At 67.2% G+C, this 6,663-nt stretch carries 6 protein-coding genes; 5 read left to right on the top strand and 1 reads right to left on the bottom strand.

Annotation, left to right across the window (positions count from 1 at the left end):
- Positions 1-33: 33 nt before the first annotated feature.
- Complete coding sequence (locus ACYPYD_RS02845) at positions 34-1,104, bottom strand: phosphotransferase (RefSeq protein WP_459662005.1); 1,071 nt, start codon at positions 1,102-1,104, stop codon at positions 34-36.
- A gap of 117 nt (positions 1,105-1,221) precedes the next feature.
- Here ACYPYD_RS02845 and ACYPYD_RS02840 point away from each other — a divergent pair, with 117 nt between their 5' ends.
- From ACYPYD_RS02840 to ACYPYD_RS02820, 5 genes are all read left to right on the top strand, one after another.
- Entirely contained in the window at positions 1,222-2,430 is a 1,209-nt protein-coding gene (locus ACYPYD_RS02840; RefSeq protein WP_459662004.1) for a CaiB/BaiF CoA transferase family protein, read from the top strand.
- Positions 2,430-2,819 carry a Zn-ribbon domain-containing OB-fold protein gene (locus tag ACYPYD_RS02835; protein ID WP_459662003.1) on the top strand — a complete coding sequence of 130 codons (390 nt, stop codon included), beginning with the start codon at positions 2,430-2,432 and terminating at the stop codon, positions 2,817-2,819. The genes ACYPYD_RS02840 and ACYPYD_RS02835 overlap by 1 nt, the downstream gene beginning before the upstream one ends.
- Positions 2,816-4,000 (top strand): thiolase family protein, encoded by a 1,185-nt coding sequence (locus ACYPYD_RS02830; RefSeq protein WP_459662002.1) that lies wholly within the window; start codon positions 2,816-2,818, stop codon positions 3,998-4,000. Before ACYPYD_RS02835 ends, ACYPYD_RS02830 begins: the two co-directional genes overlap by 4 nt.
- A gap of 146 nt (positions 4,001-4,146) precedes the next feature.
- Positions 4,147-5,346, top strand: coding sequence for an amidohydrolase family protein (locus ACYPYD_RS02825; RefSeq protein ID WP_459662000.1), 1,200 nt, complete (start codon positions 4,147-4,149; stop codon positions 5,344-5,346).
- The gene (locus ACYPYD_RS02820) at positions 5,346-6,662 is read left to right on the top strand and encodes a cytochrome P450 (protein ID WP_459661999.1); all 1,317 of its coding nucleotides are present in this window, start codon (positions 5,346-5,348) and stop codon (positions 6,660-6,662) included. Before ACYPYD_RS02825 ends, ACYPYD_RS02820 begins: the two co-directional genes overlap by 1 nt.
- The last annotated feature ends 1 nt before the right edge of the window (position 6,663 follow it).

The following is a 6,663-nucleotide window of genomic DNA, read 5'->3' as shown; positions in this document are numbered from 1 at the left end:
CGCCGTCACCGGCGGGGCCCTTTTCATGGGAAGCTAGGCGGCGCCCAGCAGCCCGAAGCTGTCGTGCCGCATCACCGCCTTGCCGAGCCGATCGACGAACTGGACAATGATCGGCGGATCGACGCGGCGGGTGATCGACCATAGGTAATAGCCGTAGGTCACGCCTTCACGGTACTGCATCCAGGCGTCCGCTTCGGACGGCATGTCCATTCCGTGCCCGCGCATCATCGAGAGGTACTCGCCCAGCAGGCGGCGCTCCTCGACCTCGGCCACTTCGGTCGGCAGCACCGCGTTCAGGTGATAGGCCACGTCGAGCGCCCAGCCCCCGCGCTGGAGCAGTTGCCAGTCGATCACGCCCATGCCCTCGGGCGTACGGAAGACGTTGCCCGCATGGGCGTCGCCATGGATCATGAACTGCGGCCGCCCGCCGTCGCGCGCGGCGAGTTCCCTGATCGCCGCCGCAAGATTGGCGGCGCTGCGCACGCGGGGCGATAGGTTGTCGCCGCGCGGTCCGTCGAGCAGGTCCTGCAGGGCCTCCGGCGTGACGTAGCTCATCTTCGCCAGCTCCGCCGCGCGCGGGCGAATCCAGTCGGCGCCATCGAGGAAATCGCTTCGCGCATGGAGCAACGACAACTGCCGCAGGCTCTCCAGCGCGTCGTCCGCCGTGAAGGGATCGAGCGCCGAGCAGAACCGCGCGCCATCGACGATGAGGTCGCGCATGATCGTCACGGCCTGCTGCGCCTCCCGGTCGATCACGGTGGCGACGCAATCGGGCACGCGCACGGCAATCACGGGCGCGACCTTGTTGTAGAAGTCCGACTCGAGCACGCAGGTCGGCCCGCCGCGCGCGGTCATCGCGTCCACGTCGAGCAGGCCCTTGAGGCAGAACCCCAGCCGCTCGCCGTCTTCGAAGGTGACGGCGAAGCGCACTTTGGTGGCGACGGTGCGGATCACTTCCACCTCTTCGACCTGCGCGATGGCGCGTCCCGCCGCGATTTCGCCCAGCGTGTCCGCCAGCCACTGCGGATCGAGCGCCTGTTCCAGCGTCGCCGGAACCGTGACTTGCGGCTGCGCCGGGCGCGGCCTTTCGAGGACTTGAGACATGCCTTTTCCCTTTCCCGATATCTGTTCCTTCGGCTTGACCTAATTCGCTATTTCGGTCCATCCTTCGCAATATAGAATTTCATCGGTCAAGCGATGGTAACAGAACGGGAGAGGCCGATGGGCAAGCCGCTGGAAGGCATCAAGGTCGTGGAAGTCGCGATGTGGGCCTTCGTGCCGGCTTGCGGCGGGATGCTGGCGGACCTTGGCGCCGACGTGATCAAGATCGAGCCGCCGACCGGCGATCCGCTGCGGGGGCTTTCGATCGGCGGTCTTGGCGGCGGGAAAATCGACTATTCGTGGGAGAGCTACAACCGGGGCAAGCGCTCGGTGACGCTCGATCTCAAGCAGGCGGCCGGGCGCGCGGTGCTGGACCGGTTGCTGGAGGACGCCGACGTGTTCCTCACCAACCTGCTGCCTCCGGCGCGGCGGGCGATGCGAATCGACGAGGAGACGATCCGGGCGGAGTATCCCGGCCTTATATACGCCAGCGGCAGCGCGCTCGGCCCCAATGGCCCGGACCATGAGAAAGGCGGCTACGACGCGATCACCTTCTGGGCGCGCGGCGGTATTTCCTCCTCGCTGACCGAGCCCGAGGCGCCGCATCCGGTCGGTCCGCCGGGACCGGCATTCGGCGATACGATATCGGGCGCGATGCTCTCGGGCGCGATCTGCGCCGCCATCGCCAAGCGGGCGCTGACGGGCGAGGCTTCGGCTGTGGACGTCTCGCTGCTGGGCACGGCCCTGTGGTCGATGCAGCGCTACGTCTGCCAGGCGACGGCGGACGGGGTGCAGAAGTTCCCCAAGCCGCCCGCCGACAAGCCCAACAACGTGCTCGTCAGCAACTACCGCACGGCCGACGGGCGTTTCCTCGCGCTCTGCATGCTGCAGGCCGACAAGTACTGGGCGCCCTTCTGCGAAGCCGCCGGACGGCCCGACCTCGCCGCCGACCCGCGCTTCGCCGACGCCGCCGCACGCAAGGCGAACATCGATGCCTGCTATGCCGAAGTGAAGGCGCTGTTCGCCGGCAAGACACTCGCCGAGTGGAAGGCGATCCTCTCGCGCCAGTCGGGCCAGTGGGACGTCGTGCAGGACGTCGGCGAAATGAAGGACGATCCGCAGGCGCAGGCCAACGGCTACCTCAAGCGCGTGGACTACGGCGACGGCACCGATATCCCGATGATCGGCCTGCCGATGGTCTTCGACGGCACGCCACTGTCCTCCACCCGCTCGCCCGACCTCGGCGCCGACAGCGATGCGGTGCTGGAGAGCCTGGGCTACTCCGAGGACGAGATCATCGACCTCAAGGTGCAGGGCGTGGTGTTCTGATGCGCAAGCTGCCGAAGCTGGAGCCGGAAACCGCCTTCTACTGGACTTGCGGAGCGGACGGGCGCTTGCGCATCCAGCGCTGCGGAGAATGCGGAACCTACCAGCACCCGCCCTTCCCGCGCTGCTCGGGTTGCGGCAGCGAGGCCGTCGCCCCCGCGCCGGTTTCCGGCAAGGGCCGCCTCGCCAGCTACACGGTGAACCATGAGGCGTGGGTGCCGGGGCTGGATGTGCCCTTCGTGTTCGGCGTCGTCGAGCTGGCGGAGCAGGCACAGCTTTACGTCTTCACCAATGTGCTCGGGAGAGAGGTGCGCATCGGCATGCCGCTGACGGTCGAGTTCGCGCACCACGACGACGTCTGGCTGCCGATGTTCCGGGAGGACAGGGAATGACCCTCCTCCCCGAAAAGCAGGTGTGCATCACCGGCGCCGCGCAGTCCGAGGTCGGCCGTCCCTCCCCCCGCACCGCGCGGCAATTGACCGCCGACGCATGCCTCGCCGCCATTGCCGACGCGGGGCTCTCCCCCTCGGACATCGACGGGATCGCCACATATCCCGGCAAGAGCAGCGAAGGGGGCGGGATCGCGCCCGTCAGCCCCTCCGAAGCGGCCGCCGTGCTCGGCATCGAGCCGCGCTGGATTCTCGCCTCCGCCGAGGGGTTCAGCCACATGGCGCCGATCTTCAACGCGGTGACCGCGATCGCCTGCGGCCTCGCCCGTCATGTCGTGGTGTTCCGCAGCGTCGCGCAGGCGCAGGCACGGCTGGTGTCGCGCGCATCCACGCTGATGTCCGGCGCGCGTGACCGGGTGGACGGCAACAACGCCTGGACCGTGCCCTACAACGCGCTTTCGCCGATCAACACTTTCGCGCTCTATGCGCAGGCCTATTTCGACAAGTACGGCGCCGACGAAGCGCAACTGGGCGCCATCGCCGTCAACAACCGCGCCAACGCCGCGCACAATCCCAATGCAATCTACCGCAAGCCGCTCACCCTCGACGATTATCTTGCGGCGCGGGTGATCTCCTCGCCGCTCAGGCTGTTCGACTGCGACAGCCATATCGACGGCTCGACCGCGATCGTCCTGTCGCACCGGGATGCCGCCAAGGACTTGCGCAATCCCCCGCTGCACATCGAGGCGATGGGCATGGCGGTGGGCGGCCTGTGGGTCGGCCGCCACGAGGGCGACTTCACCGAACTGCCCGCCGCTCACCGCGCCGGGGCGATGCTGTGGGAGCGCACCGACCTCACGCCCGCCGATATGGACTGCGCGCAGATCTACGACGGGTTCTCGATCCACGTGTGGATGTGGCTGGAGGCGCTCGGCCTCGTGCCGAAGGGAGAGGCCTGCCGCTTCACCGAGGGCGGGCAGCGGATCGCGCTGGACGGCGAACTGCCGCTCAACACCGGCGGCGGCCAGCTCTCGGCCGGGCGGTTCCACGGCTACGGCCACATCCATGAGGCGACCGTCCAGCTCTGGGGCCGCGGCGGCGGACGGCAGGTGCGGGACGCGCGGACCTGCATCGTCTCGAACGGCGGCTACGGCTACGGCGCGATGATCCTGCGGCGGGACTGACCCACCTTATCGTCATTGCGAGCGCAGCGAAGCAAGGGAGCATACGCCCGGGCGGTGGCGTCTGCTCTCTGCTTGACCGACTCATTCACTAATGCGATAATCAATTCGCAATTTAGAATAATAGATCGGGACGAGAGGAACCGGACATGAGCGAAGCAGATCCCGCGATCCGCACGAATGCGGCCACCGATTGGCAGTACGGCCCGATCTTCGACGCCGACGCGCACATCGATCCGCCGCACGACATGTGGAAGGACTACCTCCCCGCCCACCTCAAGGACCGCGCGCCCTTCATCGAGCACGCCGAGGACGGGGACTACATCTGCTTCGAGGGCAATCGCCGCCCCTTCATGATGATCAACAACCAGGCCGGTCGCGAGGGCAAGAACTTCAAGATGAAGGGCCGCCTTGCAGACCAGCGCACGGTCTGGGAGCCCGCCACCCGCCTCGCCGACATGGATGCCGACGGCATGGATGCCGCGCTGCTGTTCGGCGGCGGGCCGCTGGGTTCGTTCGACAACGAACTCTACGTCGCCAGCTACGAGGCCTACCAAAACTGGGTGATGGACTTCGCCTCGGTGGCGCCCGACCGGCTCTATCCCGTCGGCTACGTGCCGATGCGCGACATCGACGAGACTTGCGCGCATGTCACCCGGCTCGCGAAGAAGGGCTTTCGCGCCATCAACCTGCCCGCCTTCCCGCAGAACCCCGACGCCTGGAAGACCTCGTCCGGCATCGCCGCGATGAAGGATGGCCAGGTCTCGGCACTGACCGGCGACAGCAAGGGCGCGCTGCAATATTCCGACCCGGCGTTCGACACGCTGTGGAAGACGGTGTGCGACCACGGCCTCGTCATCACCTTCCACCTCGGCGCGCGGGTGCCGCGCTTCGGGCAGAAGGAGTTCTTCCTGCCCGACATGCCGATGAGCAAGATGGCGATGGCCGAGCCGATCGGCATCTTCATCTTCAACTGCATCTTCGACCGTTTCCCGGACTTGCGCATCGGCAGCATGGAGAGCGGCGTGGGCTGGTTCGCGTGGTACACCGAATACATCACCCGCACCTGGGAACGGCAGCGCTTCTGGACCGAGAGCCAGCTCAAGCATCCGCCCAGCTACTACATGGACCGCAACGTCTACGGCTCGTTCATCCAGGACCGCACCGGCATCCTGAACCGCGACCTCCCGGGCGCGCGCAACATCATGTGGTCCTCGGACTATCCGCACTCGGAGACGACCTTCCCCAAATCGCGCGAGGTCATCCTGCGCGACTTCGAAGGCTTGCCCGAGGCAGACGTGCGCGCGATCATCCACGACAACGCCTGCAAGCTGCTGGGGATCGCCTGATGCTGGACACCCCCACCGCGCCCGAGAACGACGACGTTCTTACCGCCGACGACCCGCTCTACGAGGAACTCTACGACGTGCGCCGCGAGGCTGAGGCGATCGGCAACCTCGTGGAAGTGGCCGAGATAATGCCGCGCATCCACGCGTTGCGCAATGCAGGCCCGGTGCTGAAAGGACGCCTGCGCGAACTGCTCGGCCTGCCGCTGCACGAGCGCCATGCGCGCGCGGCCGGACGTCCGCACTGGACGGTGCTGTCGTTCGAGGCGGTGGAAGCCGCGCTGCGCAATGCCGCGGTGTTCTCCAACTCGGTGCAGGGCCACGACAACCCGGCGGGCGAGAAGACTATGGGCATTCTCGAAATGGACCCGCCGGTCCACCGCGCCTACCGCCGCACCATCCAGCCGCGCTTCAACATGCCCGAGGCGATGGGCTGGTGGCGCGAGCATACCATCGACACCATCATCGAACGCCTGATCGCCCGCATGAGCCGGGCAGATCGCGCCGACCTCAACCTCGACTACTGCGCGCGCATCCCGGTCTACACGATCACCACCGCCATCGGCCTCGACGGCGACGAGGCGCTGCGTTTCCGTCACGCCTACCTCAACTCCACCAGTTCGAGCCGGACGGTGACGATGGAGCAGCGGCAGGCCAACGCGAAGATCGTCGAGAGCACCGTGCTGGGCCTGATCGCGCGCCGCCGTCAGGAGCCGAAGGACGATCTCGTCAGCTTCCTCATCACGATGCAACTGCAGATGCCGGGCGAGGAACCGCGTGCCCTCACCGACCGCGAGATCATGGCGCACGTCAAGCTGGTGATGGTCGCGGGCGGCGGCACCTCGTGGCGGCAGATGGGCATCGCGCTCTACGCCCTGCTCACCCATCCCGAGCAACTAGCGGCGGTGCGCGCCGACCGCTCGCTGGTGGACGATGCGGTGGAGGAAAGCCTGCGCTGGTATCCGACGGCGCCGTACTTCTACCGCATGGTGATGGAGGATACCGAGCTTTACGGCCACGCGATCCCCAAGGGGGCGGTGCTGGAACTCGGCCTCGGCCCCGCCAACCGCGATCCTGCGCGCTGGGAGCGGCCCGACGAATACGACCTGTTCCGGCCGAAGAAGACCAACCTTGCCTTCGGGTTCGGCACGCACCGATGCCTCGGCATGAACGTGGCGCGGGTGGAGATCAATCGCGGCATCAACGCGCTGCTCGACCACTTCCCGAACCTGCGGCTCGATCCCGAAGCGCCCGCGCCGTTCATGACCGGCGGGCTGGAGCAACAGGGCGTGTCCGGGCTGCCGGTGTTGCTGCGGTAAC

The organism is Novosphingobium sp. 11B (genome assembly GCF_054589055.1).
The sequence above is the reverse complement of the archived record's forward strand: the minus strand, read 5'-3'. Positions and strand labels throughout refer to the sequence as shown.

Coding starts and splice junctions, on each gene's coding strand:
- ACYPYD_RS02845 (WP_459662005.1), bottom strand. CDS start 1,104: ATGTCTCAAGTCCTCGAAAGGCCGCGCCCGGCGCAGCCGCAAGTCACG.
- ACYPYD_RS02820 (WP_459661999.1), top strand. CDS start 5,346: ATGCTGGACACCCCCACCGCGCCCGAGAACGACGACGTTCTTACCGCC.
- ACYPYD_RS02835 (WP_459662003.1), top strand. CDS start 2,430: ATGCGCAAGCTGCCGAAGCTGGAGCCGGAAACCGCCTTCTACTGGACT.
- ACYPYD_RS02840 (WP_459662004.1), top strand. CDS start 1,222: ATGGGCAAGCCGCTGGAAGGCATCAAGGTCGTGGAAGTCGCGATGTGG.
- ACYPYD_RS02825 (WP_459662000.1), top strand. CDS start 4,147: ATGAGCGAAGCAGATCCCGCGATCCGCACGAATGCGGCCACCGATTGG.
- ACYPYD_RS02830 (WP_459662002.1), top strand. CDS start 2,816: ATGACCCTCCTCCCCGAAAAGCAGGTGTGCATCACCGGCGCCGCGCAG.